Raw genomic sequence first — 26,528 nt, forward strand, 5'->3', positions numbered from 1 at the left:
ACCGACTAGAATCAGAGCCACAATCCCGTATTTCAGAAATATTTTTCCGTTAGGCCTTTATGGACACCGCAACAGAACTAGGGAACGCTATCCGCCAGGCACGCAAACACTTCCTCCTCACACAGACCGACCTAGCTGAGCTCGTAGGGGTCAGCGACCGAACCGTCCGGGATATCGAAAAGGGCAAATCAGGCGCATCTTTCGCCACGGTCTTAGCAGTAGCGCACGCGGTTGGTGTTCGCCTTGAGATAGTAAGTAACGCATGAACCTCGAAGCTCTCAAAACCGTCAATGCTGCCGATGTGTATGTCGCAGGTCAGTTTGCAGGAACACTCACAAGAGAAGCCGGATCACACACAACGTTTACATACGACCCAAACTATCGGGGACGTCCAGTCGCCAGCACCTTACAGGTAGGGCCCGCACCCGTCACAGCGCACGGTGGAGCAGTCCCTCCCTTTTTTGCAGGCCTACTCCCCGAAGGTTATCGACTCTCACTTCTCCAAAAAGATGTGAAAACCAGCCTCAACGATGAGTTTTCACTCCTCCTTGCGATAGGTCAGGATACCCCTGGAAATGTGCAGGTTGTTCCAGCAGGAACCCCTCTAACATCAGTGGCCAGCAGTATCACCGGTGACCCAAGTACCCTGGACTTCAGCCATATTTTTTCTACTGTTGACAGGCACGGCCTACCGGGAGTGCAAGCAAAAGCAAGCGCCTACATGCTGACAGCCCCCGTTGCATCGCAAACAGGTGCCGCTCTTGTCAAAATTAGTCCCAAAGCCTACCCCCATCTCATACGCAACGAGTACCAGCATCTACTAGCCGCCAAAAAACTTAGACTCGCTACCGTCAGAGCCTCACTGGTAAAAGATCGGCACGGCACGGAGGGGCTCTGGATTCAGCGATTTGACCGCCAGGAAGAACGCAGAATCGCCTTCGAAGATGCTACCCAGATACTCAACGTGCACCCCGCCCAGAAGTACACACTAACAACCGAGAGTGTTATTCAAGCTCTCTCAGAACTATCTGCGTCTCCCCTTGTAACGACACGCAATCTGTATCTTCAGTTCGTCTTTGCATGGCTGACAGGTAATGGCGATTTGCATGGTAAGAACGTTGGTCTTTTAGAAAATATACGGGGCACCTGGGAAGTAGCCCCCATCTACGACATACCGTGCACACTCGTCTATGGCGATGATTCCCTTGCCCTACCCGTTGCGGGGCGCACCAAGCGTCTGCGCCGCCAACATTGGTTTGAGCTTGCGGAGGGTATTGGCCTCCACAAAAAAGCAGCGCTGTCAGCACATCGATTAGCACTTACTGCCGCTGCGACTGTCGACTGGGATTCTATTGGCTTGGAGGGCTCTTCGCTTCGCGGTGCACAACGAGAGCTACGGTTTCGCCGCTACGAGCTAGACCCCCTCTAAACAAAACCGCCCCACCAGAGCCTTCGGGCCCCGGCGGAGCGGTTCATAGGCAGGCGGTTAGCCTTCGCGGGAGATAACTACCTTAACGGCCTTGTTCACTGCAGCGTTAGCAAAGAGGTCGTAGGCTTCTTCGAACTGGTCAAAAGTGAAGTAGTGGGTGGCCATGGCCTTAGCGTTCAGGCGGCCTGAGCGCACCATATTGAGCAGGTTCTCCACGGTGTTGCAGTCCACCAGGCCCATGTTGATACGCACGTTGGAAATCCACAGATCCTGGATAGGTAGCTCCACGGCCTTACCGTGTACCCCGGCGTTGGCGATGGTGCCGTAGGGGCGCACAATATCGACACAGGTCTTGAAGGTCGCGGGAACGCCGACTGCCTCAATAGCAACATCCACACCCAGGCCGTCAGAGGACAGCGCCTTAATCTTCTCGATAGCGTCGGGGTCGGCGGCGTTCACCTTGTGGGTTGCACCTAGTTCCAGGGCGGTGTCCATACGGTTTTCGTCCATGTCCACGGTGATGACGGTGCCAGCACCGGCCAGGTTAGCGGTCATGATTGCGCCCAGGCCAACGGGGCCAGCACCAATAACAGCTACGGTGTCACCCGGCTTGGTGTTGCCGTTGAGGATACCGATTTCAAAACCGGTGGGCAGGGCATCGGTCAAGAAGAGGACTTCGTCATCGGCTAGACCCTCGGGGACCCGGTGCAGGGAGGTTTCGGCGTAGGGTACGCGCACATATTCGGCCTGAGTACCGTCAATGAGGTGACCAAAGATCCAGCCGATACCGCCCACGGTCTGGCAGTGGGAGTACTGGCCCTTCTTGCAGTAGGAGCACTTTCCGCAGTTGGTGACGGCGGGGATAATCACGCGGTCCCCTACCTTGAGTTCGGTGACAGCAGCGCCGACTTCGGTGATGGTGCCCACGGCTTCGTGGCCCAGGATTCGACCGGGCTCAACGGCGGGTACGTCGCCTTTGAGGATGTGCAGGTCGGTTCCGCAGATGGTGGTGGTATCTACTCGCGCAATGACGTCGGTGGGCTCGATGATGGTGGGGTCGGGCACTTCTTGCCAGCTGCGCTTGCCGGGGCCGTGGTAGACGAGGGCTTTCATGGGTTCTCCTTTGAACAAAAGCAAGCAGGGTTGTGCTCCCGGTCACCATCATACGGGTGTGGGTTTAGGGGCCCTCAAAAACACGGCTCCGTTAAGGAGTTCTTCACCCAAAGAACACTCAAGAGAAGATTGACGCCCATTCACAAGGTAGGGCGCACTATAAGTAGCTATATAAGATGTCGGTACAGTAAAACTCAAACCGCGCAAGTTCATGGGAGAATGAGGGAATTAGTCTTATCGAAAGGCCCGGTATTTACGTTGTCACGGTTTAACCCTCCACCCAACTGGCCGCGATTCCCCGAAGGCTGGGTGCCGCCGGAGGGCTGGGAGCCTCACCCTTCATGGGGTGCCGTTCCTCCCGGCTGGCAGCTGTGGGTTCCAAGCGTTGACCAGTCTCGCTCAAGCGAGAGTGGCAAAGACCTGCCAGACTACGGTTCCACACCCCGGAAGCAACAAAAATCTAGGTGCTTCGGAGCCTACTCCTCTATCATTACGGCTGGCTCCATAACCTTGAGTACAGCTGTAGTTGCTTTTGCAACGTTGGGTAATGGTGTTGACGAGATTCTTTCTCCTGAGTACGTTCAAGCCCTCGACACCCTCAGCTTCTGGAACGGTCACAATAAGACAGTTGATTTCTCTAATACGGCCACTTGGCCAGCCCATACTCTCTACCAAAACTACAGTGAAGTAGGTAGCAACTCACCCACCATAACCTCAACTCAAGAGTTATCAGGAACCGGTGAGGCTCTCCTCGATCTTTCCCGCCCCGATGGACCAGTTGAACCTGCCTGGGTTGAGTATGAAATTACCCCCTCTGATACCAATGACCCAGAAGTAACTTTTCTGGGTGGGAGCCAGGAGCAGTTTATTAATGTCATCGCTTCAGCTAATAAGCAGGAAGAACCGGTGAAGGGATCAATCTGGCTAGATACTAATGTCAGCAAAAGCAGTCAGAAGGTTCAGGTAAGCACTCGTGGGGAATGGAAGATTACAGTGCATCCAGTTTCTGATGCCCCCTTGTATGATTCCATCAGTCAGCTAGCCGGAACAGGGCAGCAAGCCTTTATTTTGCAGCAGATTCAAGGAGCGCACCTTATATACGCGCCACAGTCAGAAGTATCTGCACAATCTTTGAGCCCTTTTAGTGTTACTGTCCCCGATCAGCTCGGCAGAGAAGATATACAGCCAACGCAGGTTTTTACCTCCGCCTTACCAGCCCAAGACACCGATTTTAAAATACCGTCTTCCCCGTGGTTTGTTACGGTAGACGGCCAAGGCTACGACTGGTGGATAGGCTTTAACCATGAAGCTATTTCTCCAATCGGGGCACTCAACGCTCAGCCGTATAAGTTCCCCCACGATGGGGGCCAGGAAATCGCAGCGTCAGACAGATCGCAGATTTTTACACTTGAAAATACAAACCCTGTGATTCTGACGTATACGACCACGCCCACAGAACAGACGGAAAGAAGAAAGCGATACCAGAAATACGGGCCGGAAGCTATTGATTTCTCCGAAGCTCAAAAATTTGCGGTAACCAACCCCGATAAGGACCTTGATGAGCCGGGGGCAATTCGCGCTAAAGAGTTCGGTCACGACGGGACCGTATATGACCTTGTCAATATGACCCCAGATCCCGTAAACCGCCTGGAGGTCTTGACCCAAAACCAGGAAAGCTGGCAGGTCAAAGCCTACCCTCTTGATGCAGCACCTGAGATTAAACCGGGAGATGCATTTTATGGCAGAAGAGGAGACGGTGCAGGGATCTTCTTCTGGTCTGGAGGAACCGAGGCAAAACTTGAGTTTTACCGAGAAGTGCAGGTGAGCTGGGGGTTTGAGGAGGCCTCGATAACTTTCTACCGTCCGGATGGAACAGGACACTATCGGTCACAGACGGTCTTCGCCTCAGATCTTTCAAGTACCAAAATATCTGTGGATCTCCCTGCGGAACCACTCTATATTGATGTTCGGACTCCCCTAGCCAGTAGCTGGTCTGTGTATGTGCCTCAATAAGATTTTCCGCAAGCCTATCTAAAGGTTAGAGTCCACCCTGATTCAGCTTGGACAGATACATATTCTGCATTGGAAAGATCGATGGCTTCTGTCCGGTCCGCAGATGATGGGGGGATTATCGAGCGTTCGGTAGAGCCAAAAGGCCCTGCTGTATAAAGCGCAAGACCTAGGCGATCTTCGGACGGCTTATCAGTGGAGTAGCTAATATCTACTGTGGTTGCACCAGGCGGAATCCGGAAGGCTTGGTGCCCTAACCCCTGTATCGGTTCATTGAGGCCATGAAGGGGTATCTGAGATGCCGGATGAACCCTCACCTGCCAGCGTCCTTGAGTCTCGATTCTGAGGGTGTTTATACCCCTATCGATGTCTTTTAACGGCGGTAGGTAGGGATTTACGAGTAGAGAATACGTGCCAGCTTTAGGGATATCTATTGTTCCGTACCCCCACAGTAAATCGTCCGATACCAGTCGGCTCTCTAAAAATATGCGTACCGTATCTTGAGCATGGGCTGGCTCGTATTCAACCTCTACCCATATAACGCTTTGGTCACCGCTGGGATCTTTAATACGGAAGTCATTGTTGCCGGTGCCAGAATACTCTGCTCCACCGTCCTCCAGGTCAGCTACCGAGACAGGTTGAGGGTCCAAAGGTTGAGGGACCGCCGGTGTCGTTGCCTCCGAGATAGCGGGGGATTCTGCAGAGACATTTGAGTCCATACTCCGGGAAGTGTATGTCTGGCCTGATTGAACAGAATTATCTGTAGTCGATTCTCTGTTCATAACCCCAAGCAGAACATAGATTAGTGCGGTAGATAGCGCCACAAAAACAACTACGATAGCTGCCAGCACTCCGCTGGAGGAGCTAAAGCCTATCTTTTTCATGGTTTCAGCTATTCCTCATGCTTTGAGATGTATCTGCCGACTCTAAATCCTGATTGTATTCATGAAGGAAAGCAATGAGCTGAGACGTCTCTTCAATGAGCTGGTCTTCATAGCCTAGGGCAAGACCCATTCCGGTATTCCGTTCAAGTTCTTCTACGTCCCGAAGCGCCAGGGCTAATGCTCTCTCATAAAGTCGTTGAGACAGCGAAGAATAGGCAGATTGTGAATGTTCGATAATAAGTTTATTGAGCCGTGTACCGTCCAGATTAATCATGAACGTTTCAAGCTGGGAACGTAGGGCTTTTACGCGCTTACGCTGCAGTCCGATTGTTGCTAAGGCGCCCCGGTTCACGGCTTTTTTCCACGAAAGATAAAGGGCTACCGTAGCGCACGGTATAAAAAGTATCGTGAAGCCAAGCATAAAAGATGTTGGAACAATGAGCAGCAGGTTGAGAGCAGTGTGTGCACTACTGACGAAGTTAATAGAGCTCACAAAAAACCAGAGAGTAACTAAACCCAGGCCTATTCCACCCGCGATACCAACCGCTAGCGCCTTCCTCGGAGCACCACTATCCGTGTATGTTGCTTCTGTGACAATTTGGTCCAGCCGACTAAGGATTGAATGGGCTTTGAGAGTATCCGGTTGGGTGAGAAGCTGCCGCGCATAGTCTCTTTGGGCTTTGAGCAAACGGAATGTACCTATTTTTTGTCTAGGTGCTGGCCATAAAGCTTTTGGCCGCCAGTCTGTTCTGATGTATGAGTAGGACAGAGCAGTAGACCGTTGGAGCATGTATTCGACACTGGTCTTCGCATCAACGGGCAGGCCAAGGGCCTTTCTCAGGGTCAATAAGCTGGCCCCCTGCGGTGGTAGGGGAACGGGGTAATAGGCTACTTCTTCGGGGTTTCTGGCAGCACTAAGCCCCCTATATATCTTCTGCGCGGCTCGATAGACTGCCCGCTCAGCTTCTTTCCATTTCACAAGGTAGTGCCGGAGGGTAACTAGATCAGCCTCTTGCTGTGTAGGCGGTAAAGCCTGACTACCTGAGTTCATATTGATGGACTGCTGGCGGGGTAGAAAACCTGCCGTGAGACCCTCATCGGCTAATGAAACAAGTGCCCCATAAGCCCTCCGAAGTTCCGTAGCCCATTCCTGTTGCATATACTCGCCCGGAATATCCTCTATATAGAAAAGTTGTTCACGAACAAGCAGAGTAATTGGCCGGAGTAAAGTATCAAAAACTGATTGTGCTGTATCGCCAGATACCCATATCGCGCCTGATCCCATAAGCCCCTGCGCTAAATCCTCTAATCGTGCTATTCCGCTCTCATATTCAGTGAGTTCATTGCCTAAGAGGTCGCTGGCTATAGGCAAGGTTTCAACATATTCCTGATGTTTGAGCATACTGTAGGCAAGGTTTTGGAGAGAGTCCCACGCTACCTCTAGGTCTGCGAGACGTAATTCCACAGGAATAGTTTCGTAGGTTACCTCAAAGCTATCCATGTCTAGGACAACCTTCGCAAGGGAACGCTTAACACAAACCCACCGTCTATAGCGCTGAGCTTTCCGAGTGTAGATGCTCCACTGCCACCAGGAAGTAGCGCCGAGAATAAACACCGCAGGAAAGATAAGAACAATCGCATTCAAAGAGGTGCGGGGATCTGGGCTGGCCACTATCCATACCACCGTTATCGCAAGAATAAGTATGGTTAGAAGGCTAGTAAGAACGGCCAGGTAGGGGCGTGGTTTGCGCACTACGGTAGCTTTCGTCAGGTACAGGTCTACCCCAGTTTAGCGCGCTAAAAGAGTTACCCCTGGTTCGCATGACTCACTATTGCGTTATACACCTGCACCCACACTCTGAGCGCACATGTTTCCAGCTAGTCGTCCTCCCCCAGTTGAGCGTCCAGGCGCTGGCGGTCCCGCTGCCGCTGCTTGGTAGAAATATCACGCAGCACAAAGAGACTCCCTATCGCGCCCACTACACCACCGATAATCATTCCGCGTGACATATCTGGGTCTACAACCCCCAGAGTATTGCGGTAGATTCCGCTCATAATGAGTATGGAAACCACTACGACAAACGCCCACCCAAGTTTTGAGTACGGGGTAATCCGAGGCGTGGGAGCGTACTGACGTAGCCAGAAGTCTCGAATCGCCATTGAGAAGATAAGCACCCCCATAGGGAGCACAGCCCACAGTGCATACACACCGGGCAACACCCACGCCAGAACTGCGCAGGTACCAAACATTAAATTGATAACCCAGGCGTAGGAAATTGCGATAGCCCTGTAGAGGACCTGCCGTTCAAACTCATCATCCATGGACGCGTCGTAGCGGTCCAAGATTTTCTGGTTGATGCTCATGTTTAGTCGTCCTCTCGGGGGTCAAAGATGTCCTCCACTGACCTACCTAGAATCTTTGAAATCGTCAGGGCTAGGTAGACCGAGGGGGCATAGTTACCCTTTTCGATATTGGCGATGGTCTGGCGGGATACCCCTGCCTGCTCGGCAAGTTCTACCTGCGATAGCTCGTTCCACCGCCGGTACTTTCGCACCAGGTTGGTGCTTGGTTGTGGTGTCATAGTGTTCTTTCGGGTTGAGATCTCCCCTTAAATGTAAATTATTCTTTACAAAAGAACAACTATTCTTTATCACCTCAAGTAGCCCCAAACATGCACCCGCATCCTCCCCGACTCAAGGCTTGAGCCAGGCACCCGGATAGGCCTAGGGTTAAAAGTGACCCACTCCCACCGAGCAAAGGACACACGAACATGATTTTTATTGTGGTTAAATTCCAGGTTAAAGACGGCAAGCGCGAAGAGTTCCTAGAGGCAGCCCGCGATTTCACCCTGGCCACCCGCGCAGAGCCGGGCAACAAGTGGTACGAATGGTCCCTAAGCGTTGAAAACCCCAACGAGGTAGTCCTGGTTGAGGCTTTCAACGACGACGCGGCAGAAGCCCACGTTAAGTCCGAGCACTTCGCCAAGGGCATGGAGAGCATGCGCCCCTGGCTGACCGAGACCCCCAAGATTATCTCCCGCCTCATTGAGGGCGATGACTGGGACCGCATGGGCGAACTCACCATCGACTAATCCAGCGCACCCAGAAACACACAAGGGGCGGCCACCGCATGTGGCCGCCCCTTTGTACATGGCTGCGTCAGAAAATTACTGAGCGCAGGCATCACAGCTTAAGCAGTGCTTCAAGGTCCAGAATCTCAACGGTAAAAGGGTACTGGTCGCGGGGGGTCGCATCACCCAGACCGGGCACGGTAGCGCGTGATTCCAGCTTCTCAGTCTCTAGGTTGTAGCGGTAGATGGTGGTCTCCCCCGAAAGGTCAAAGATAAAACGGAAGAGGTACTTATCTTCTTGCACCAGGTAGCCGATATCCTTGCTCGGCTCAAAGTCACCCAGGTCAAAAGCAACCGTGTTCTGGGCGTTAGCCAGGTCCGTTTTCACGACTTTTCCGTACCCCGATACCCACCACAGGTGCCCATCGTAGAGGTAGAGCGGCGAGAGGGTGGGGCTCCACATCTGATCGTTCAGGCGGGTAGCGAGGTCCCCGCCTATTTCCTGCTCCCTATACTCGCCGGTGTGCGTGTCATAGGAGACCAGCTTTGACCCGGTATAGTGCTCGGGACCAGCGTAGGCCAGCCCCTCAGCAGGCGGGGTGATACTATCAATAATGTAGTAGATAACGTTGTCAGAGCAGACAAAATGCTGGGTAGTTTGAGCCGGCTGGTCACTCTTGTATTCAGCAACGGAGGTAGCTGAGAACTCCGGGTAGAGCCTATAAAGCCGGTCTGGTGGGTAGGCTGACTCAACGGGATCTGCACTCGTCTCCCAGCTTTGACCCATAGCCCACACCGTCCCATCGGGGCAGGTTGCCATCATAGAAAGAGAATCAGGCACCTCTTGAACGGTGCGTTCCTGACCCTTCACGGTAATAATTTTGGTGGGGTTCCCTGAATTGACAAGGGCTATGGATCCAACCCCTTCACCGGGTAGGGGTATCTGTTTAGAGATAGTGAGCATTTCTTGCTCAGGGTGCTCTATTGTTTTTACCCCGTCGGCACTCAAGCTATAGTCGTTCAGTTTGTCTTTGTAGTGGAGCTCTTGACCATCAAAACTGAGGGCACCGCCGTTCAGCCCTTTAAGGTCCAGTCGCGACCACTCCTGTTTTTCGGGGTGATAAAAAAGGATTCCGCTCCCCGGGTTTTGCGGGAGAGGCGAGTCATACCGCCCCGAGAGATACACGGCAAAAGCCCCATCGGACAGCTGTTCTTGGGGCGAATACTGGGGCAGGGGCTGCGAGAACATGCCACACCCACTCATGAGGGCAATAACTGAAAGACAAGAAAATAATTTTGCTTTTTTCATCATTTCTCAACTTCTTTGTTGATACCTGTCCCCATTATTTTGTGAGGGACCTTCCCCAGAAAATTCACCACGATAAAACAATGTGGATTATAAATTAATAATAACTATATTTGCCTGCTTCCAACACCCCCACTTTAGCTTCCCCAGCCGGGGTAAGGGTCATCTCCCTGTTGGGGCTGTCATCAGCGCTTCTCTTCCCAGAAACCAATGAATGATGTACCCAGCTACCGATTCAAGAGCGGTAGCTGCGGGGCCCACCACAGTTGAAGAAGCCCCGTGAAAGGTTCCTCTTCCGTGCCGCACGAACTCTGCCCCTTTTTCTTGACTAGAATGTAGGAGACAAGACCATCACTAACCGTGGGGAACCCTATGACTTTGCCTGAGTCCACCACCCAGAGCCGCCATGAAGAGCATCTCGATGCCGATCACACCTCGGTTTCGCTCGCTGTTTCCACAGTGATTTTGGCCTTGCGCCGCAAGGAAGGCGAAAGCCACCACTCCCTCTGGCTACCGCTTGTACGCCGCCTACGCGAACCCTACAAGGGCCAGTGGGCTCTACCCGGCGGCCCCCTGCACCCGGAGCTCTCACTCGAAGAAGCCGCAGGGTCCACCCTCAAGCGCGCAACGGGTCTGGTACCGGGCTATCTGGAACAGCTCTATGCTTTTGGCGATGTGCACCGCACCCCGGATTACAAGATTATGCGTGAGGGCGGTTCTCTACCTGTTCCTGCTGAGGAAGATCAGCATGAGCGTGTGGTGTCGGTGATTTACTGGGCGTCAATCCCCCAGACCGAGGTGAACCGCACCCGCGTGCACGAGAACATCCGCTGGTTCCCGATTGACGAGCTCCCCATCCTGGCGTTTGATCACAATGAGATCGTTGAGTACGCCCTCTACCGCCTGCAGAACAAGGTGGAGTACTCCCGTATCGCCCACTCCTTCCTGGGTGAGGAGTTTACGCTCGCTCAGCTGCGTGAGGTCTACGAGGCTATCTTGGGCCGGGCGCTTGACCCGGCGAATTTCCGCCGTCAGATTGCGGCGTCCAAATCTATTATTGATACGGGAAAGCGCGTTGAGGGTACCCGTCACCGTCCGCCGCGTCTTTACCGCTACAACCACTCGCGCGCCTTTGCAGACCAGGGCCCCCTGGGCATGTACCGTGAAGCCGCCTATAAAGCCGAGAAGGGTGATGCTTAATGAAGCGTGCAGCTCCTGTTCTTGCGGTAGCACTACTGTCACTCTCAGCCTGTGGGTCTGGTGATACTGCCGGTAGCACTGCGAGCGCTCCGACGATTACTTACACCGACGGCATGACGGCTACGGTGGTGTCGGTTGAGTCGGCTAATACTTTTACCGCCAGTTTTGATGGGGTTGAGAAGCAGATTCGCCTGATTAATACATCTGCCCCGACCGATAACGGTATAGCCCTGTCTGCTAACTGCCTGGTGGAAGAGTCTAAGTCTCTGCTGGCTGAGAAGCTGCCCGAGGGTAGCCAGGTAACCCTGAATTTTGATGAGTCTCAGCGCGGTGCAACCGGCTATGTTGAGGCTGCAGTATATGCGGGTGATGCTTTTATCAACAGTGATATGGCGCGTGCCGGAATGGTAGCCACTACTTTCACAGCCGCTGAAGATGAGTTCTACGGCGAGATTTCTCAGGCCCAGCAGGACGCCGCCAATGAAGGTGTAGGCCTATATTCTAAGGGCACCGAGTGTACCATTCCCGCTGAAATTCAGGCTCAGCAGGCGAAGGTTGAGGACGCCCGCAGCTGGGAGATTGACACGTCAGCAGAGGCTTCGGTTGAGGACCAGAAGCGGGCTTCTGAGCGGGAGACCATTTATCAGGATGCATCAGCCTTTTATAACGAGCTCGAGGGGCAGAAAGCTGCTCCGGCTCAATGGGTCGGTTCTATCGTGACTCTTGATGTGGTGTCCAACCAGCTGACTGACCTTAAGAATCTCTTAGGAGATGATTTTTACCCTGAAAACAGTACCAGCGTGAACCAGCAGAAGAAGACTGAAGCTGAAGCCACCCCCGTACGACCGGGGTCTTAGGTAGAGCTTTCGGAGGGGTTTTCCGGGGTTTCAGGTTGAGGCATGTCGGCGGGCTGACCTGCATCTGAGGTCGCTGGTGCAGGCTCTATTCTTTCGCGTTCTGCTTCTTCTGCCAGGTTGTAGACAATACGTTTGCTGTCGCTGGCTCGGGTCAGGGCATCTCGCTGGGTTTTAACGGATTGGGTTTGCGCGATTGCTGAGAGAAGGGGCAGGTCGCTGGATGTCTCATACTCTTCGAGACGACGGGTGAGAGAGTCTGCTGCCTCTAGGGGGTCTTTGAGGTCAAGACCCTGCGCTTTATTGACGTTGGTTAGGGCAGTATCAAGACGGGCAGGCAGGGTGCAGCCGTTGGTTCGGCTGTACATTCCGGCCTGTTGCTGGGCAGCTTCTTCCTGGGCTGCGCTGATGTCCTCTTGGAGGTCGGAGTCACCCTGGTTTATGGCTACAGCAAAGCCTGCACGAGTAACTTCGGTGTTCACCATGCGGCGGTCAGGGAGGGTAACTCCCGCTTGAATGGTGGGGGGTGTTTTATCGTCTGCTTCACGGTCTCCCTCAGCAGATTCGTGGGTGAGGGTGACCGGTGAGCCGATGGGCAGGAGTTTAGCTAGGTATTCTTTGGCTTCAGGAGCCATGCACCGCATATCTTCATTGTCGTGCTTAACTTGGGGGACTGCGATGCCCAGAAGGTCCACGTAAATAATTTCACCGTTACGGTCTACTTTAACGGTGTCGGAGTCAATGATATCGATGACTTTAGCAGCAGTTCCTGCCTCATCTGCCGCAACGACGGTGGATTCAGAAGCTACTTCACTACCGCCGCCAAACATTCCACACCCGGTGAGGGCCAATACACTAGCAGTTAGCGCTAGAGCGGGAAAAAGGGGGCGAGGATACATCATTGTCTACTCCTTGTGTGTCGCACCCCATATTAGTCGGCTTCTTTTCCAAGTAACTACTATCACCGGCTCCCGCGCGTCTTTAAAACAAAGGCGGGTGCCGGCGTCCGCTCCCTTGAGGGAGGACGCCGGCACCCGGCTTTATCTCTACACGCGGGGTGTGAGGGGTTTAGGCTTCGGGAATGACGAGGCCCTTGGTCTGGGAAACAGCGCGGTCGAAGCGGGCTGCGACGTCTTCCCAGTTAACGATGTTCCAGAAGGCCTTGACGTAGTCGCCCTTAACGTTCTGGTAGTCGAGGTAGAAGGCGTGCTCCCACATATCCAGCTGCAGGACGGGGATCAGGGCGACGGAGATGTTGCCCTGCTGATCGTAGAGCTGCTCGATGACGAGACGCTTACCGACGGTGTCCCAGGCCAGGATGGCCCAGCCAGAGCCCTGGATGGTGAGGGCTACGTTCTCGAAGTGGGCGCGGAAGCCGTCGAAGGAGCCGAAGTCGTTGTCGATTGCTGCTGCCAGTTCACCGACGGGCTTGTCGCCACCCTCGGGTGAGAGGTTCTTCCAGAAGACGGAGTGGTTGGTGTGACCACCCAGGTTGAAGGCGAGGTCCTTGGAGAGCTTGCCGATGTTGGCGAAGTCGCCCTTTTCGCGGGCTTCTTCCATCTTCTCAAGAGCGGTGTTGGCGCCGCCGACGTAGGTGGCGTGGTGCTTGGAGTGGTGCAGCTCCATGATGCGGGCTGAGATGTGGGGCTCGAGGGCTGCGTAGTCGTAGTCGAGTTCGGGGAGAACGTACTTTTCTGACATGGTCATTCCTTTCGTCGAAGGCCCTTCTTTGGGTCTTTCTGGGTTTAACTCTACACACTGGGGCGCGCGGGGTCACGAGAGGTTACTTGATAAGTCCCCTTGTTTAGCCGTGGGCAAAATGGCCTGAAACGGGGCAGGCGGACGCCCGGGGTAGGTTCTCCACAGTTTTCCACTTAAGAGCGGGGAAAGTTATCCACAGGTGGGGATAAAACTGGGGATATTCGAATTACACGGGTGGGAGTTTCGAAAAGGTTCGAGAGACCTGGGGGCAAAACGGGGTGATTGGCGGGTGAAAAGTTCGAAAATACATCGGTGTTGTTCGAAAATAACATCGGTGTCACTTATCCACGGGTGTGGATAAGTGCTGTGGAAAACAGGGTTTTGGGGCACTTTAACTCGGTGGATACTGCACTTTTACCCACAGGGTACAGAGTTTTCCACGTTTTAAGTGGATATTGTTCACAGAGTTATCCACAGGTGGGGATAAAAGATGCCCCGGTCGCCTAAACAGGCTGACCGGGGCATCTTTTACTAGATAATCCAGACTTATAGCTGTGGATAAGTACTGTGCATAGACATAGCGGGTACCCCCACCGGGGGGGTTTAAATCGCCTAGTCGAGAGAAGCTACATTCGAGACATTGATGACCGTGCTGGGCTTATCCCCGAGTACTGATTCACCGATTTTAGCGAGAGACTTCACCTGGCGGGCATTGAGCTGATCAAAGATAATGCGGCGAACAGCTTCAACGTGACCGGGGGCAGCCTCCTGCACCTTAGCCAGACCACCGGGCAGCAGGTGGCAGATAGAGACACGGCGGTCCTTCTCCCAGATGCTGCGCTCAACAAAGTTGTCTTTCTCCAGGCGGGTTACCACCCGTGACAGCCGAGGCAGCAGGGTGTTGGTCTGCCGAGCCAGATCGGTCATGGTGAGCTTGTGCTGGGGAGATTCTGAGAGCATGGCAAGAACCATGTACTCAACAAAGCTGAGGCCCGAATCCTTCTGCAGTTGACTTTCAAGCTGACCGGGCAGGTTAAACATAATGGAGGAGATAAAGAGCCAGCCTTCGCGCTCTTCTTCATTCAACCAGCGAGTGGTGTCGCTAGCGACTGCGGGGGTTTCTTCGCTCATGGTTCCTCTGGTCTGCACTTGTAGGTAAAAGTGGGGGTTGTCTATACCTAGTCTAAGTTTCTTTCGAAAGGGTTTCTGCTTCTGGTGCACTCGTGTTGTTGCCTTTCATGAAAAATATCTATTATTTAGGGCTAGTTTTTGCTTCTGACCGCCAAGAGATACCCCTCAACCCCCTTCTTTGCTAGCATGGCTCGCTGCCAAAACATACTCTCAGCCCCTCAATTCCCCCTAGCACCCCTTCATTTGATAAGCTAGATTACTAAGGTGTGCCGGGAAGACTGGTCGGCCCGCCCAACTCACCACAGCCCCACCTGAAGGTAGGCCACCCGCGGCGCTACAGGCGTCCGCCCTGCTCCCCTTCAGAAGCGTGTGGCGAGTAGGCGGTTTATCGTTACTCATCGACCTCAAAGAGCGTTTATGTCATCAGAAAACACCGTCCTATCGCGCGGATCCTACAAGGAATCCCAGCGCATTTCAGAGATTCTCTCCAAGGAATCCACCGGCGGCATCATCCTGCTGGTTGCCACCGTCCTCGCCCTTGTTTTTGCTAACTCAGCCGCCGCCGAGCACTACTTCGGCCTGCGCGACACCTACCTGGGCGCAGACTTCTGGGGCCTGCACCTTAAACTCTCCATCGGTCACTGGGCAGCCGACGGCCTGCTAGCGGTCTTCTTCTTCCTGGTCGGTCTGGAACTCAAAAAAGAATTCGTGGAGGGCGACCTGCGCAACCCAGGTAAGGCCCTGGTGCCCATCGTGGCAGCGGCAGGCGGCGTTGTCCTGCCCGCCATCATCTACGTACTGGTCAACCTCAACAGCAGCTCTGAGGCTCTCGGGGGCTGGGCTATTCCCGCGGCAACCGACATCGCCTTTGCCGTGGCCGTCCTCGCCGTCATTGGCTCCCACCTGCCCTCTGCCCTGCGCACCTTCCTGCTCACCCTGGCCGTGGTCGATGACCTCATCGCTATCACCATCATCGCCCTCTTCTACACCTCCGATCTGAAGATCGGCTTCCTGGCGCTCTCTATCATTCCGATTACCCTCTACGCCCTTATCGCGCGCAAGGGCGAGAAGCTCTTCCATCTCTCCCCCGCCGCGTCCTGGTTTATCCTGCTGCCCATTGGTTTTGTGGTCTGGGTACTCTTCCTTAACTCCGGTATTCACGCCACCATCGCGGGCGTCATTCTGGCCTTCATGATTCCCGTGCGCAAGAACAAGCGCACCGAAGCGGCAGACGCCCACCACGGCCTGGCCGAGGTCATGGAGCACCGCGTGCGCCCCTTCTCCGCAGGTTTCTGTGTACCCGTCTTCGCCTTCTTCTCAGCGGGCGTCGCTATCGGCGGCTTCCAGGGCTTCATTGACGCGGTCACCGAGCCGATTGCTTACGGCATCATTCTGGCCCTGATTTTCGGCAAGATGATTGGTATTACGGTCTCCACCTGGCTAGTCACCCGCCTGCGCCGTGCCAACCTCGACCCCGATATCGCCTGGATCGATGTTATTGGCGTAGCCACCCTAGCCGCTATCGGCTTCACCGTCTCCCTGCTGATTGCCGAGCTGTCCTTCGGCCTGGGCTCCGACTACAACGATGCAGCTAAGGTCGCGATTCTGACCGCTTCGGTTACCGCCGCTCTGCTGGGTGCCCTTATCCTGTCGATTCGCAACAAGCACTACAAGCAGATTGCGCTGAAGGAGACCGTGGACGAGAACGAGGACGGCATTCCCGACGTCTTCACCGACAACACGGACGCACCCCGCCCCGGCGCCTAGCGTCCGTCCGCCCCTCAGCACACCCCCGAGGGGACCTGATTTCTTAAAAGGGACCGCATAATATGCGGTCCCTTTTAGGTTTTGCGGTCCCCTTGAGTGAGATGAGGGGCGGACGCCGGTGTGCAGTTCTGCATCTCAGATTCCGGCATTAGCTGGGCTAAAGGAGCATAATGGAACCTGAAGCAAGCGAAGACACACACCCAACCTAAGGAGAGGCATGACCCAGACGCCTCACAAGGACCCGCTCTTTTCCCGCGGATCGTACGCCGAGACCAGTCGCGTCTCAGAGATTATGCGCAAGGAATCGGTGGGTGGCTTTATCCTGCTCGCCGCCACCGTGCTCGCCGTCGTCCTGGCTAATACCCAGGCAGCGAGCTTCTACGAGGGTATCCGCGATACCGAACTAGGCTTCGACATTCCCGGCTTTAGCCACCTGATGATGAACGTGCATCTCTGGGCGGCTGACGGCCTGCTCACGGTCTTCTTCTTCCTCACCGGCCTAGAGTTGAAAAAAGAGTTCGTGGTGGGCGACCTGCGTGACCCGGGTAAGGCTATTGTTCCGGTGGCTGCAGCCTTCGGCGGTGCTATGATCCCGGCTATTATCTACTTCGCCATTAACCACGGCAACGAGACCGCGGTACACGGCTGGGCTATTCCTGCTGCCACCGATATCGCCTTTGCGGTCGCCGTCCTGGCAGGCGTTGGCACCTTCCTACCCGCAGCCCTGCGCACCTTCCTGCTGACCCTGGCTGTGGTCGATGACCTGATTGCCATCGTCATTATCGCCCTCTTTTACACCAGCAACTTCCATGCCTGGTACCTGATTATCTCCATCATTCCCATCGGGCTATATTTCTGGCTGACCCACAAACACGAAAAACTCTTCCACGACCACAAGTGGGCGGCCTGGGTAATCCTGCTGCCCCTGGGCCTTATCACCTGGGCCCTCTTCCTGGAATCCGGTATTCACGCCACTATCGCGGGCGTTATTCTTGGCTTCTGCGTACCCGTGCGCATGACCGCCCAGGCCAAGCAGGCCGACGCCCACGCCTCCCTGGCCGAGACCCTGGAGCACCGCCTGCGTCCGCTCTCCACCGGCATCTGCGTGCCCCTCTTCGCCTTCTTCTCCGCCGGCGTAGCTGTTGGCAGCTGGGACGGCCTGCGCACCGCCCTTACCGACTCCGTTGCTATCGGCATCATGGTCGGCCTGGTGCTGGGCAAGACCGTCGGCATTACCGGCACCACCTGGCTCATTACCCGCTTCCGCGGCGTGAACCTAGACTCCGATATCAAGTGGATTGACGTGATCGGCCTAGCCGTCACCGGCGGTATCGGCTTCACCGTTTCCATGCTGGTCGCAGAGCTCTCCTTCGAGTCGGGCTCCCTGCACACCGAGGACGCCAAAATCGGTATTATGATCGGCTCGGTTATCGCAGCGGTCTTAGGCGCAATAATCCTGTCGATCCGCAACAAGCACTACAAGCAGATTGCGCTGAAGGAGACCGTGGACGAGAACGAGGACGGCATTCCCGACGTCTTCACCGACAACACGGACGCACCCCGCCCCGGCGCCTAGCGTCCGCATGCCCCTCGGTACACCCCCGAGGGGACCTGATTTCTTAAAAGGGACCGCATAATATGCGGTCCCTTTTAGGTTTTGCGGTCCCCTTCTAAATCGAATTCTAAGAGCGAAACGGCAACATCACAGTAGACATGTTTTGCACAAACGCAACCGAGCTGTGAGAATTACCCCTAGTGTTCACCGCCCTAGCGCCGGTGATTCTAACGCCCTTGCTGCCCACCGTGCCGCAGCTAAGGGGCCCCACCAAGTGCAGACGCACCCACCCATACCTCCGGGACAGTCTGCCCTTTTAACGATTTGGAGCACGCATGGATACTCTGCTCAACGCAGTGCACTGGATTAACGAATCCACCGCTGGAGCAACCGAGGTTATCACCGGCATCTCAGATACCCTCTGGGCCTACTTCCTGATGTACGCCCTGGTGGCCGTAGGCCTGGGCATTACCATCGCAACCCGCGGTGTTCAGTTCCGCCTCATCGGGGAAATGTTCCGCACCCTCAAAGACCCCGCCGGCACCGAGTACAACGGCAAGAAGAGCATCTCCGCCTTCCGCGCCTTTACCGTCTCTGCAGCCTCCCGCGTGGGCGTGGGTAATATTGTCGGCGTTGCCATGGCTATCATCCTGGGCGGCCCCGGTGCTGTCTTCTGGATGTGGGTCATCGCCTCGATCGGCGCTGCCTCCGCCTTCGCAGAGTCCCTGCTGGGTCAGCTCTACAAGCGCAAGGGCCAGGACTCCTACATCGGCGGCCCCGCCTACTACATGGCCCGCGGCCTCAACGCCCGCTGGCTGGGGCTCATCTTCGTTGCCTTCATCGTGATCACCTACGCCTTCGTCTTCGTCGCCGTGCAGACCAACTCCATCGTGGGCGCGGCAGCTGGCTCCTTCGGTGTTGATGTCAGCGGCACCAATGGCATGGGCTTCCGCATTACCCTCGGTATTATCATCGCGGTCATAGCCGGCTTCATCATCTTCGGTGGCATCCGCACCATCTCCTCGGTCACCGAAATTATGGTGCCTTTTATGGCCGTACTCTACCTGATCCTGGGTCTCATCATTGTCGTCATGAATCTGGGTGAAGTTCCCGCTGTGCTGGGGGCTATCTTCACCGGCGCCTTCGGCATCCAGGAATTTGTCACCGGCACCCTGATCGGCGTCATCACCCAGGGTATGCGCCGCGGCCTGCTCTCTAACGAAGCCGGTATGGGTACCGCTCCCAACGCCGGTGCGACCGCGTCCGTCTCCCACCCCGCCAAGCAGGGCTTCGTGCAGGCTCTGGGCGTCTACTTCGACACCATGCTGGTCTGCTCCGTCACCGCCTTTATCGTGCTGGTTGCGGGCGACATCCCCTACGGCAACAGAGACATGTCGAGCACCCTCACCCAGACTGCGCTCTCAACCCACCTGGGTCCCTGGGCGGTTCACTTCCTGACCGTGGCGATTGCCCTCTTCGCCTTCTCATCCATCATCGGTAACTACTACTACGGCGAGTCCAATATCCGCTTCGTCACCGAGAAGCACCTGCCCATGAACATCTTCCGCATCATCGTGATTCTGTTCGTGTTCTTCGGTGCCATCGCTTCACTGGATCTGCTGTGGAACCTCGCCGACTTGCTCAACGGCGGCATGGTCATCGTCAACCTGACCGCGGTCTGCCTGCTGATGCCTAAGGTCATGAAGGTGCTCCGCAACTACGAGGCCCAGCGCAAGGCCGGCCTCGAACCGATTTTCCAGGCATCTGATCTGCCCGAGATTAAGAACCTGGACGCCTGGGACGGCACCGACGAGCTCACCCAGCGCGAATACTGGGAGAACTTCGACCGCGAGCAGGCTGAAAAGCGCGCCGCCCGCGGCAAGTAGGCTCAAGCCCCCGGTTAGTTAACCCGCAAGGACGCCGTCGCCCACCACCCTGCCCCTTGGCAGGGACGGTGGGCGGCGGCGTCCTGGTTTTAAACCCCTATACTGAAAGCTGTTCTTAACCGCCACCGGGGCAGGCTGCTTACGCCCACTCCACCGCAGAGGATGATCTTTAGCGACAATGACCAACGACTTCCGCCACAAAGGCCTCGCCGCAGGGCGCCTGGGGCTAGCTTCTTCAACCGTCATCGGGGTTGCGTCAACCGCCCCCATGTACTCACTGGCTGCCTCTATCGGTTTCATCGTGATAGCCGTAGGCTATCAAGCCCCGATAGCCCTGATTTTGGGCTTTATCCCTATGCTCCTGACGGCGCGCTCTCCTATAAGGAGCTGAACGAGGCGGTGCCGGATTCGGGCACGGTCTTCACCTGGGGCGCTAAGGCTTTTGGGCCGAAGACCGGCTGGATTTCTGGCTGGGGTGTTATCGTGGCGGGCGTGATTGCTATGGCTAATCAGACCCAGATTGCGGCGATCTATTTTTGGCTGCTGCTGGGGCAGGACGATCTGGCCCACAACAAGCACGCCATCGTGGCAACCGGCCTTCTGGTAATTGCCCTAACCACCTGGATTTCTTACCGCAATATTGAGGCTGGTTCACTAACCCAGTGGCTGCTGGTTGGTATTCAGTATGTGGCGATTGTGCTGCTGGCACTGGGTGTTTTTAACTCCCTGGCGTCAGGCGCGGTGGCGGGCTTTGAGTTTGAAGCTAACTGGTTTAACCCCTTTGAGGCTAGTTTTGACGGCATGATTCAGGCGGTGCTGATTGCTATCTTCATCTATTGGGGCTGGGACACCTGCCTGGCTATCGCCGAAGAAACCAAGGACCCTCACCGCACCCCGGGGCGCGCAGCCGTCCTTTCTAGCTCTATTTTGGTGGTCACATATGTATTCGTCACCGTGGTGGCCCTGATGTACGCGGGCGCTGGGTCAGGCGGGATCGGCCTGGCTAACCCCGATAATTCGGACGACGTCTTCACCCCCTTTAAGGACGCCGCCCTGGGCTCCTGGGGGTGGGTCATCATTCTGGCGGTGGCTGTATCTGCCCTGGCGACCTGCCAGACCACGATTCTGCCGTCCTCCCGCGGCATTTTTGCGATGGCTATCTACCGGTCAATCCCGGCTAAGTTCGGCGATGTGCACCCCAAGTTCAAGACCCCTAAGACTTCCACTATTTATATGGGTGTATGTTCGGCCCTCTTCTACGCGGGCATGACCTACATCAGCGAGAACATGCTGGCCGACACCATCGAGGCTGCCAGTGTTGCTGTGGCCCTGTACTACGCGGTGACGTCCTTCGCCTGTATCAAGTACTACCGAGGTGATATTTTCACTAGCGCCCGCAAGGTGGTGTTCCGGCTGGTTATTCCGGCAACCGGTGGTCTGATGATGACGGGTATTCTGGTGATTTCTCTGGTTAATATGGCCGACCCGGAATACGGTTACACGCAGATGCTGGGCACCAGCGGTGTGTTCGTTACGGCGGTTGCCTCGTTTGTGATTGGCTTTGGCCTGATGGCACTGCTGATGGGCCGTGACGAGTTCAAACCCTTCTTCCGGGGCGATACCCTGAACATGGATACCCGGGTGAAGGTGCCTGAATCTGCTGACCTCGACGAGGTAAAGTAAGCCACCCGTACCACCATGCCCTCTATATCAGCGGTCAAACGTGTGACATGGAGGGCAACACGCCATGAAGGTCTAGTAATTTTTTACAGATAGATAAAATTTGCACTATTTAGGGGTGGTTTTGTTTCACCTTGCCAGACCCCAAACAGGGGCAAGGCTCTACACCCGCCCGGTTTTTATCCCCTTTTATACCTACAGAATCTCAGGTTTTGCAGAGGTTGGGATGTCATACTTGGTGTAGTAGGTCTGGAAGAGTTTGGGCTGACAGACCTGCGATTCAGAGTATGAGTGTGTTTCAAATTTATCGTCTCTGATAGCTGCCCGCAGGGGTGTGGGCAGTAAACCGAAGTGGAGGCGGGCCCCTGGGAAGGGCTCGTCTCCACTTCTCTTTATCCCGCCGTGCAACATTTTTGCGACCTGCACCACTCTGAACCTATGATGATGTTATGCAAAGCACAAAGATTGAGATTAATTCGGATATGGGGGAAGGCATCGGCCTTCATAGCTTTGGCAACGACGAAGCACTCATGCCCCTTGTAGATGCCATCAACCTTGCTTGCGGTTGGCATGCCGGCGACCCTGCAATCATGGATCAGACCGTCAAGATGGCGGTCGAGCACGGAGTCAAAATTGGCGCCCACCCAGGTCTGCCAGACTTGACTGGTTTTGGCCGCAGGCGAATGGTCCTTGAGCCTTCTGAGGTTGGACAAATTATCCGTTATCAGGTAGGGGCATTAACAGCATTCTTAGGTCAGCACGGCGCGCAACTTAATCATATTAAGCCCCACGGCGCTCTCTACGGAATCCTTGCCGGTGACGATGAACTCATGCGCGAGGCTGCCAAGGTAAACCTTCAATACGGTGTTCCCTTCTTCGGCCTAGCAGGAACCGCTCACGAACGCGTTTGTGCTGACTTAGGGGTTGAGTTTATACCGGAGCTATACGTTGATCTCAACTACAGCGCAGAAGGTTCCCTCATCATTCAAAGGAAACCTGAACAGGCAGATCCATCTGCAGTAAAAGAACGAATCCGCAGGGCTCTCTCAGGTCAGCCTATTCTGGCGGTTAATGGTACTGAAATTACGATTCCTTTTGCTTCCATCTGTGTGCACTCCGATTCTCCCAATGCCCCAGAAGTAGCTGCAGCCGCACGCTCTGTCGTTGACGACTTTGCCTCTTCAGCGCAGTAAATTCACTCCCTACCAAGAAAGAAAACACATCATGGCAGATATCGTTTCCCCAATTCCTGGAATTTTCTACATTGCTCCCGCACCTGGCAAGCCCCCTTTCGTCTCCCCCGGAGACACAGTTGAAGTCGGCCAGACTGTTGGAATGGTTGAAATCATGAAGCAGTTCAACGAAATCAAATCAGAAGTCTCCGGCACCGTTGAGTCGGTTGAAGTAGAAAATGCAGCTCCTGTTACTCCCGGTATGGTGCTCGTCAAGGTGAGTGAAGGGTAATGTAATGCAGAAACTTTTTATCGCCAACCGTGGAGAAATCGCGCGACGTATTATCCGCACAGCTAAGCCCATGGGCATCAAGACTGTACTGGCTGTCTCTGAAGCTGATACTGAGACCCCTGCAGCGCAAGAAGCTGATGAATGTGTTGTTGTAGGTCCAGCACTGGTTCAGCAGAGTTATTTAAATAAAGATGCTCTCATTCAGGCTGCTTTAGACTCGAAAGCAGATGCTGTACATCCGGGCTTTGGCTTCCTTTCAGAAAATTCTGACTTTGCACAGAAAGTCATCGATGCAGGGCTTATTTGGGTGGGCCCCTCACCTACAACTATTAGCCTTATGGGCAATAAATCAGCTGCTTTAGAGGCTGCTAAGCAAGCCGGAGTTCCAGTTCTTGAAGGTTCAGACGGTCCCTTGCAAAACCTTGAAGAGGCACAAACTATAGCTGAGTCCATTGGCTATCCGTTGCTGGTGAAAGCCTCAGCGGGTGGTGGCGGCCGTGGTATCAGACTGGTTGAAACGCCTGCTGACCTTATATCAACAATTGAGCTGGCTCAGGCAGAGGCTGAGGCAAGCTTCGGAGATGGAACCGTTTATCTAGAACGTTTTGTACGGACTGCCCGCCATGTTGAAGTACAAATCTTTGGAGACGGGGAAAACTACATTCACCTTGGGGATCGTGACTGCTCTTATCAGAGACGCTCACAAAAAGTGCTCGAGGAAGCACCAGCTCCAAACCTCCCTGAAGATGTGCGCCAGGAGATTCGAGAAACATCGGTCAGACTGGCTGCCAACAGTGGTTATATAGGTGCAGGCACTGTGGAATTCGTTTACGACACCGATAAAAAAGTTGCAGCCTTTATCGAGATGAATACACGTCTTCAGGTAGAGCACCCTGTCACCGAAGAGATTACTGGGCTAGATCTAGTTGAGCTTCAGTTGAGGGTTGCGTCTGGAGAAAAGCTTTCCCTGCAACAAGATGACATTGTGTTCGAAGGGAGTGCTATCGAATGTCGACTCAATGCAGAGGACCCCTCCAATAACTTCTTTCCGAGCCCCGGCACCATAGCATCTATCAGCTGGCCACAGGGCGAGAACGTGCGCATCGATTCTGGAGTTGAAGCAGAATCTGAGATTTCCCCTTATTACGACTCAATGTTCGCCAAACTTATTGTGCGGGGCAGTGACCGTTCTGAGGCAATTGCCAACACTCTTCGGGCTCTTAATAGCCTCAAGATTGAAGGAATCAAGACAACTAAGCCTCTGCACCAGGCGCTGCTAGAAAGAGATGAATTTAAACAGGTCACTCATCACACTAAGTTCATCGAAAGCACCCCAGACCTACTCGAAAGGGAGCAGTAATGACTCAAACTACACAGCTCCGAGACAAGGCTCGTTACACTTTCGGCGGAGACGAATTCCTCTTTGTCGAAATTGACGAAGCTATGAGCCTTGCCGCAAATATACGCGCTATGGGTATCGCGAAGGGGCTCCAGGGCAAAGCTGTAGAAGGCATTGTAGAGATTTGCCCCGCCAACGCATCTCTATTGATTCGCTTTAACCCAGATATCCTAGCTCCTAGCGATCTTCGACAAATTGTTGAAAGCCTAGAAGAAGAAACTAAAAATACCGAGAATTTGACCTTTGAGTCCCGTGTCGTTGAAGTGCCTGTTTGGTATCAAGACAAATACACCAGCGAAGTCGTGGAACGGTTCCGCGAAGGTTATCATCAAGAGCCAGATCTTACTGATTTAGAATATGCAGCAAAAATCAATGGAGAGTCTTCCGTTGAGGATTTTATTCGCCGCCATCATGAGAACCCTTGGCTAGTGACTATGGTGGGGTTTGTGGCAGGTCTGCCCTTCATGTATCAGCTTGTTGAGGGCGAGCGCCAAATTGAAGTACCTAAATATCTCAGCCCTCGCCCTTCTAGCACCCCGAAACTTACCGTAGGTCATGGTGGCTGCTTTGCCTGTATCTATTCTGTTGAGGGAGCGGGCGGCTATCAGATGTTCGGAGTAGCAGCTGGTCCTATCTTTGATCCATCTCAAAGCTTGCCAAATATGAAGGACTCCATGGTCTTTTTCCGCCCTGGAGACATCGTAAAGTTCAAGCCTGTTTCTGAGGAGGAATATATGCATCTTCAGCAGGAAGTTGAAGCTGGAACTTTCGAATATAGGACCTATCCGGTGCAGTTTGATACATCTAAAGCGTTGGCTGACCGTGAACGGTACAATCGCGAACTTCTGGAGGTGCTCCATGGCCATTAAGATTCAGCAACCCGGTTTGCTTACATCGGTTCAGGATCGTGGTCGCACTGGCTACTACCACTTAGGTATTCCGCAAGGTGGTGCGCTTGATCAGTACTCATATGAGCTGGCTAATGCGCTAGTAGGCAATCAGGGTGGTGAAGCAGCGCTTGAGTGTACCTATATGGGGCCTGCATTTGAAGTCCTCGATAACGCTCAGATGGCTGTTACAGGTGCGCCGGTCGATGTTCTAGTCAACGGGAACCAGCAACCTACGTGGGCTACCATCGATTTGGTTGCGGGCGATATTGTAACTTTTGGTTATCTAAAGCAGGGAGCCCGATTCTACATCGCTTTTGGTGGCGGCATAAACGTACCTGAAGTATTGGGGAGCCGCTCAACGTACCCGCTAGGTGCGCTAGGTGGCTTTAAGGGGCGCAAGCTCGAAGCTGGAGATGAAATCCCAGTAGGAATTTCACACGATGTTCAGTACGAACTGGCAAGCGAATACCGCCCAGAATTTGGAGCAGAGTTTACCTACAGAGTTGTACTTGGTCTTTATGACCATCTTCTTGATGAGCAAGGAGTGAAGAACCTTACGGAAGAGGAATGGTCTTTAACCCCTGTAGCTGACAGAGCAGGACTCCGTTTCGATGGGCCCGGTGTCAGCTGGAAGCCTCGTGTGCAGCCCTTTGGTGCTGGTTCTGACCCTTCCAATATCGTGGATGCCGGTTACGCTGTAGGGTCTATCCAGATTCCAGGCGGTTCGCAGCCTATTATTCTTCATCGAGATGCTGTGTCTGGTGGAGGGTACGCCATGGTGGCAACTGTGATAAGTGCTGATATGGATGCGGTAGCTCGTGCGCAGCCCGGCGCTAAAGTTCGTTTTGAAACGGTAAGTGTTGAGGAAGCGGTCGAACTAAGACAACAGGCTAGAGAGCAGTTGCGTGCAGCTTTAGCTTCATTGGATACCTAAAAGACTGCTAGCGAAGGAAAGGTAGGTAGGGCGGGTTCGCAGCGAAGCTGTTGGCTCGGGGCTGGCGTGAATTGCTCGTGAGCGTTAGCGAACCAGCAAGAGGGTCAGCAGCGAGCGCGAGCCTGTCCTACCGTCATGCTCACACTGCTACCACAACAAAACTCTCTTTCATCACTGCCGAGTAAGGAGTGGCAGAAACAGGCAGGCTTACGAGTACAGTAGATACGAAACATCCGCCTCGGCAAGGAGTATCA

Annotated in this window: 25 protein-coding genes; 16 read left to right on the forward strand and 9 right to left on the reverse strand. The window is 54.4% G+C overall.

Going from position 1 to position 26,528, the window contains the following annotated elements; all coding sequences use genetic code 11:
- Positions 1–59: 59 nt before the first annotated feature.
- Together HWU94_RS10600 and HWU94_RS10605 are read left to right on the forward strand one after the other, a co-directional pair.
- Positions 60–266 (forward strand): type II toxin-antitoxin system Y4mF family antitoxin, encoded by a 207-nt coding sequence (locus HWU94_RS10600; protein ID WP_185173691.1) that lies wholly within the window; start codon positions 60–62, stop codon positions 264–266.
- Positions 263–1,429, forward strand: a complete 1,167-nt coding sequence (locus tag HWU94_RS10605) for a type II toxin-antitoxin system HipA family toxin (RefSeq protein WP_185173692.1) — start codon at positions 263–265, stop codon at positions 1,427–1,429. The genes HWU94_RS10600 and HWU94_RS10605 overlap by 4 nt, the downstream gene beginning before the upstream one ends.
- A 57-nt stretch (positions 1,430–1,486) precedes the next feature.
- Here HWU94_RS10605 and HWU94_RS10610 read toward each other — a convergent pair whose 3' ends face one another.
- On the reverse strand, positions 1,487–2,542 hold the full coding sequence (locus HWU94_RS10610; protein WP_185173693.1) for a zinc-dependent alcohol dehydrogenase family protein: 1,056 nt from the start codon (positions 2,540–2,542) through the stop codon (positions 1,487–1,489).
- A gap of 510 nt (positions 2,543–3,052) precedes the next feature.
- Between HWU94_RS10610 and HWU94_RS10615 the strand changes: the two genes are divergently transcribed.
- The gene (locus HWU94_RS10615; RefSeq protein ID WP_185173694.1) at positions 3,053–4,555 is read left to right on the forward strand and encodes a hypothetical protein; all 1,503 of its coding nucleotides are present in this window, start codon (positions 3,053–3,055) and stop codon (positions 4,553–4,555) included.
- A gap of 14 nt (positions 4,556–4,569) precedes the next feature.
- Here the strand turns inward: HWU94_RS10615 and HWU94_RS10620 are convergent, their stop codons facing one another.
- The 4 genes from HWU94_RS10620 to HWU94_RS10635 all read right to left on the reverse strand — a co-directional run bounded on the left by HWU94_RS10620 (position 4,570) and on the right by HWU94_RS10635 (position 8,018).
- A complete protein-coding gene (locus HWU94_RS10620) occupies positions 4,570–5,436 on the reverse strand; it encodes a hypothetical protein (protein WP_185173695.1) in 867 nt (288 codons plus the stop codon).
- A 4-nt stretch (positions 5,437–5,440) separates the two neighbouring features.
- Positions 5,441–6,937, reverse strand: a complete 1,497-nt coding sequence (locus tag HWU94_RS10625; protein WP_185173696.1) for a hypothetical protein — start codon at positions 6,935–6,937, stop codon at positions 5,441–5,443.
- Between the two features lie 377 nt (positions 6,938–7,314).
- Positions 7,315–7,800, reverse strand: coding sequence for a hypothetical protein (locus HWU94_RS10630; RefSeq protein ID WP_185173697.1), 486 nt, complete (start codon positions 7,798–7,800; stop codon positions 7,315–7,317).
- A gap of 2 nt (positions 7,801–7,802) precedes the next feature.
- A complete protein-coding gene (locus HWU94_RS10635) occupies positions 7,803–8,018 on the reverse strand; it encodes a helix-turn-helix transcriptional regulator (RefSeq protein ID WP_185173698.1) in 216 nt (71 codons plus the stop codon).
- 189 nt (positions 8,019–8,207) lie between these two features.
- Here HWU94_RS10635 and HWU94_RS10640 point away from each other — a divergent pair, with 189 nt between their 5' ends.
- On the forward strand, positions 8,208–8,528 hold the full coding sequence (locus tag HWU94_RS10640) for a putative quinol monooxygenase (RefSeq protein ID WP_185173699.1): 321 nt from the start codon (positions 8,208–8,210) through the stop codon (positions 8,526–8,528).
- Positions 8,529–8,619: 91 nt separating this feature from the next.
- On the opposite strand, the gene HWU94_RS10645 is transcribed toward HWU94_RS10640, so the two are convergent.
- Complete coding sequence (locus HWU94_RS10645) at positions 8,620–9,348, reverse strand: hypothetical protein (protein ID WP_185173700.1); 729 nt, start codon at positions 9,346–9,348, stop codon at positions 8,620–8,622.
- 837 nt (positions 9,349–10,185) lie between these two features.
- On the opposite strand from HWU94_RS10645, the gene HWU94_RS10650 reads away from it, so the two are divergent.
- Both HWU94_RS10650 and HWU94_RS10655 read left to right on the forward strand, forming a co-directional pair.
- Positions 10,186–11,013 carry an NrtR DNA-binding winged helix domain-containing protein gene (locus HWU94_RS10650; RefSeq protein ID WP_185173701.1) on the forward strand — a complete coding sequence of 276 codons (828 nt, stop codon included), beginning with the start codon at positions 10,186–10,188 and terminating at the stop codon, positions 11,011–11,013.
- A complete protein-coding gene (locus HWU94_RS10655) occupies positions 11,013–11,870 on the forward strand; it encodes a thermonuclease family protein (RefSeq protein ID WP_185173702.1) in 858 nt (285 codons plus the stop codon). The genes HWU94_RS10650 and HWU94_RS10655 overlap by 1 nt, the downstream gene beginning before the upstream one ends.
- Here the strand turns inward: HWU94_RS10655 and HWU94_RS10660 are convergent.
- The 3 genes from HWU94_RS10660 to HWU94_RS10670 form a co-directional block, all read right to left on the reverse strand.
- The gene (locus HWU94_RS10660) at positions 11,867–12,697 is read right to left on the reverse strand and encodes a thermonuclease family protein (protein WP_185173703.1); all 831 of its coding nucleotides are present in this window, start codon (positions 12,695–12,697) and stop codon (positions 11,867–11,869) included. The two genes, HWU94_RS10655 and HWU94_RS10660, sit on opposite strands and share 4 nt — an antisense overlap.
- 238 nt (positions 12,698–12,935) lie before the next feature.
- The gene (locus tag HWU94_RS10665) at positions 12,936–13,568 is read right to left on the reverse strand and encodes a superoxide dismutase (protein WP_185174871.1); all 633 of its coding nucleotides are present in this window, start codon (positions 13,566–13,568) and stop codon (positions 12,936–12,938) included.
- A gap of 612 nt (positions 13,569–14,180) precedes the next feature.
- Complete coding sequence (locus HWU94_RS10670; protein ID WP_185173704.1) at positions 14,181–14,699, reverse strand: MarR family winged helix-turn-helix transcriptional regulator; 519 nt, start codon at positions 14,697–14,699, stop codon at positions 14,181–14,183.
- A gap of 417 nt (positions 14,700–15,116) precedes the next feature.
- Here HWU94_RS10670 and nhaA (HWU94_RS10675) point away from each other — a divergent pair, with 417 nt between their 5' ends.
- The 10 genes from nhaA (HWU94_RS10675) (at position 15,117) to HWU94_RS10715 (ending at position 26,274) form a co-directional block, all read left to right on the forward strand.
- Positions 15,117–16,466 (forward strand): Na+/H+ antiporter NhaA, encoded by a 1,350-nt coding sequence (gene nhaA / locus HWU94_RS10675; RefSeq protein WP_185173705.1) that lies wholly within the window; start codon positions 15,117–15,119, stop codon positions 16,464–16,466.
- Positions 16,467–16,683: 217 nt separating this feature from the next.
- Entirely contained in the window at positions 16,684–18,042 is a 1,359-nt protein-coding gene (gene nhaA / locus HWU94_RS10680; RefSeq protein ID WP_185173706.1) for a Na+/H+ antiporter NhaA, read from the forward strand.
- A 314-nt stretch (positions 18,043–18,356) separates the two neighbouring features.
- Complete coding sequence (locus HWU94_RS10685; RefSeq protein WP_185173707.1) at positions 18,357–19,907, forward strand: sodium:alanine symporter family protein; 1,551 nt, start codon at positions 18,357–18,359, stop codon at positions 19,905–19,907.
- Positions 19,908–20,085: 178 nt separating this feature from the next.
- A complete protein-coding gene (locus HWU94_RS11710; protein WP_342355182.1) occupies positions 20,086–20,298 on the forward strand; it encodes a hypothetical protein in 213 nt (70 codons plus the stop codon).
- An 8-nt stretch (positions 20,299–20,306) separates the two neighbouring features.
- The gene (locus tag HWU94_RS10690; RefSeq protein WP_342355183.1) at positions 20,307–21,590 is read left to right on the forward strand and encodes an APC family permease; all 1,284 of its coding nucleotides are present in this window, start codon (positions 20,307–20,309) and stop codon (positions 21,588–21,590) included.
- Between the two features lie 446 nt (positions 21,591–22,036).
- A complete protein-coding gene (gene pxpA, locus HWU94_RS10695; protein ID WP_185173708.1) occupies positions 22,037–22,780 on the forward strand; it encodes a 5-oxoprolinase subunit PxpA in 744 nt (247 codons plus the stop codon).
- Between the two features lie 31 nt (positions 22,781–22,811).
- Entirely contained in the window at positions 22,812–23,051 is a 240-nt protein-coding gene (locus HWU94_RS10700; RefSeq protein WP_185173709.1) for an acetyl-CoA carboxylase, read from the forward strand.
- Between the two features lie 4 nt (positions 23,052–23,055).
- Positions 23,056–24,411, forward strand: coding sequence for an acetyl/propionyl/methylcrotonyl-CoA carboxylase subunit alpha (locus HWU94_RS10705; RefSeq protein ID WP_185173710.1), 1,356 nt, complete (start codon positions 23,056–23,058; stop codon positions 24,409–24,411).
- Complete coding sequence (locus tag HWU94_RS10710; protein ID WP_185173711.1) at positions 24,411–25,319, forward strand: allophanate hydrolase subunit 1; 909 nt, start codon at positions 24,411–24,413, stop codon at positions 25,317–25,319. The genes HWU94_RS10705 and HWU94_RS10710 overlap by 1 nt, the downstream gene beginning before the upstream one ends.
- Positions 25,309–26,274 (forward strand): biotin-dependent carboxyltransferase family protein, encoded by a 966-nt coding sequence (locus tag HWU94_RS10715; RefSeq protein WP_185173712.1) that lies wholly within the window; start codon positions 25,309–25,311, stop codon positions 26,272–26,274. The genes HWU94_RS10710 and HWU94_RS10715 overlap by 11 nt, the downstream gene beginning before the upstream one ends.
- Positions 26,275–26,528: the final 254 nt, after the last annotated feature.

The sequence above is a fragment of the Rothia nasimurium genome (genome assembly GCF_014217215.1).
GTDB classification, from domain to species: Bacteria; Actinomycetota; Actinomycetes; order Actinomycetales; family Micrococcaceae; genus Rothia; species Rothia avistercoris.

Bases quoted from the DNA above. Each gene is read 5' to 3' on its own strand.
- HWU94_RS10600 (WP_185173691.1), top strand. From the start codon at position 60: ATGGACACCGCAACAGAACTAGGGAACGCTATCCGCCAGGCACGCAAA.
- HWU94_RS10605 (WP_185173692.1), top strand. From the start codon at position 263: ATGAACCTCGAAGCTCTCAAAACCGTCAATGCTGCCGATGTGTATGTC.
- HWU94_RS10610 (WP_185173693.1), bottom strand. From the start codon at position 2,542: ATGAAAGCCCTCGTCTACCACGGCCCCGGCAAGCGCAGCTGGCAAGAA.
- HWU94_RS10620 (WP_185173695.1), bottom strand. From the start codon at position 5,436: ATGAAAAAGATAGGCTTTAGCTCCTCCAGCGGAGTGCTGGCAGCTATC.
- HWU94_RS10625 (WP_185173696.1), bottom strand. From the start codon at position 6,937: ATGGATAGCTTTGAGGTAACCTACGAAACTATTCCTGTGGAATTACGT.
- HWU94_RS10630 (WP_185173697.1), bottom strand. From the start codon at position 7,800: ATGAGCATCAACCAGAAAATCTTGGACCGCTACGACGCGTCCATGGAT.
- HWU94_RS10635 (WP_185173698.1), bottom strand. From the start codon at position 8,018: ATGACACCACAACCAAGCACCAACCTGGTGCGAAAGTACCGGCGGTGG.
- HWU94_RS10640 (WP_185173699.1), top strand. From the start codon at position 8,208: ATGATTTTTATTGTGGTTAAATTCCAGGTTAAAGACGGCAAGCGCGAA.
- HWU94_RS10650 (WP_185173701.1), top strand. From the start codon at position 10,186: ATGACTTTGCCTGAGTCCACCACCCAGAGCCGCCATGAAGAGCATCTC.
- HWU94_RS10655 (WP_185173702.1), top strand. From the start codon at position 11,013: ATGAAGCGTGCAGCTCCTGTTCTTGCGGTAGCACTACTGTCACTCTCA.
- HWU94_RS10660 (WP_185173703.1), bottom strand. From the start codon at position 12,697: ATGTTTGGCGGCGGTAGTGAAGTAGCTTCTGAATCCACCGTCGTTGCG.
- HWU94_RS10665 (WP_185174871.1), bottom strand. From the start codon at position 13,568: ATGTCAGAAAAGTACGTTCTCCCCGAACTCGACTACGACTACGCAGCC.
- HWU94_RS10670 (WP_185173704.1), bottom strand. From the start codon at position 14,699: ATGAGCGAAGAAACCCCCGCAGTCGCTAGCGACACCACTCGCTGGTTG.
- nhaA (WP_185173705.1), top strand. From the start codon at position 15,117: ATGTCATCAGAAAACACCGTCCTATCGCGCGGATCCTACAAGGAATCC.
- nhaA (WP_185173706.1), top strand. From the start codon at position 16,684: ATGACCCAGACGCCTCACAAGGACCCGCTCTTTTCCCGCGGATCGTAC.
- HWU94_RS10685 (WP_185173707.1), top strand. From the start codon at position 18,357: ATGGATACTCTGCTCAACGCAGTGCACTGGATTAACGAATCCACCGCT.
- HWU94_RS11710 (WP_342355182.1), top strand. From the start codon at position 20,086: ATGACCAACGACTTCCGCCACAAAGGCCTCGCCGCAGGGCGCCTGGGG.
- pxpA (WP_185173708.1), top strand. From the start codon at position 22,037: ATGCAAAGCACAAAGATTGAGATTAATTCGGATATGGGGGAAGGCATC.
- HWU94_RS10700 (WP_185173709.1), top strand. From the start codon at position 22,812: ATGGCAGATATCGTTTCCCCAATTCCTGGAATTTTCTACATTGCTCCC.
- HWU94_RS10705 (WP_185173710.1), top strand. From the start codon at position 23,056: ATGCAGAAACTTTTTATCGCCAACCGTGGAGAAATCGCGCGACGTATT.
- HWU94_RS10710 (WP_185173711.1), top strand. From the start codon at position 24,411: ATGACTCAAACTACACAGCTCCGAGACAAGGCTCGTTACACTTTCGGC.
- HWU94_RS10715 (WP_185173712.1), top strand. From the start codon at position 25,309: ATGGCCATTAAGATTCAGCAACCCGGTTTGCTTACATCGGTTCAGGAT.